This is a genomic window from Pseudomonas sp. K5002, from assembly GCF_013386655.1.
Classification (GTDB): Bacteria; Pseudomonadota; Gammaproteobacteria; order Pseudomonadales; family Pseudomonadaceae; genus Aquipseudomonas.
The window spans coordinates 1-1,089 of the sequence record NZ_JACARK010000153.1 but is presented as its reverse complement, the minus strand read 5'-3'; the positions used below and the strand labels follow the sequence as shown (position 1 = coordinate 1,089).

Below are 1,089 nucleotides of genomic sequence, written 5' to 3'. Positions count from 1 at the left end.
GTGCCGCCGTGCTCGGCAGCCGTCCGCGCGCTGACCTGGATAAACGGCTTGAACACTCGCGCCTGCTGCTCGACGCCAATGCCCGGCCCGCTGTCCTCCACACACAGGTGCAAATATTCGGCCCCCGCCGGGTCAAGCTTGCGCGCAACACTGACCCGAACCTCGCCGCGCGAGGTGAACTTGAGCGCGTTGCCCAACAGGTTATGGATAACCTGACGCAGGCGCAGCGGGTCGAACCAGTAATACCCTTGCGCGCTCGGGTCGAATGCCAGGGTCAGGTGAAGGCCCTTTTTCTGCGCCATGGGTTCGAACAAGCGCTGTATGCCCTCGAAGAAACCTTTCAAGTCAGTGGCCTGCGGCGCCAGTTGCAGATGACCGGCTTCAATCTTGGCCAGGTCCAGGCTGTCGCCCATCAGGGCAATCAACTCACGCGCCGAGCGATGGGCCACTCGCAGGGCTTCAGACACTGGCTTGCCTTCAGCCAGGGCACGCTCCTGTTCCAGCTCGAGCAGACCGATAATGGCGGTCATCGGCGTGCGAATCTCGTGGCTCAGGGTCGAGAGAAACGCGCTTTTTGCGTAGTTCGCTTCGTCAGCGGCCTGCCGCGCATCCATCAGCTGGAGCTCCAGGACCTTGCGCTCGTTGATATCGACCCAGCCACCGAGCAAACCCTGGAGCTGGCCCTTGGCGTCGAAGAACGGCACCGTCCACTGATACACATGAAACGCCCCGCCATTGAACTCCAGCTGCCGGTCGACGAACAGCGACTGCTGGCTCGCCAATTGCTCCATGTGGCCGGCATGCAGGCGCGCGGCCGTAGCGTCAGGCATCAGCCCGCTTTCCATCAGCGTCAGGCCCTGGATCTGCTCGCGCCGGGTGTTCAACTGTTGTTCATAGCTGGTGTTGCAGGTCACCAGGCGTCCTTCCAGATCACGCACAAATACCGGGTTGGGCATGCCGTCCAGCAGCGCGCGCTTGAACGCCAACTGGTCGTTGAGCCGCTGCTCGGCCTGGAGGCGCTGGCGAATCTGGCGCTTGAGCCGGCTGTTCCAGGCCAGGGACACCAGCACAAACAGCAGTGCCATGGCG

The 1,089-nt window shown here is 62.9% G+C and carries 1 protein-coding gene; it reads right to left on the bottom strand.

The genetic code is table 11. The features are described from left to right. Positions 1-1,089: histidine kinase dimerization/phospho-acceptor domain-containing protein (locus HX846_RS08680; RefSeq protein WP_178965264.1), on the bottom strand; the 1,089-nt coding region annotated here is incomplete at both ends.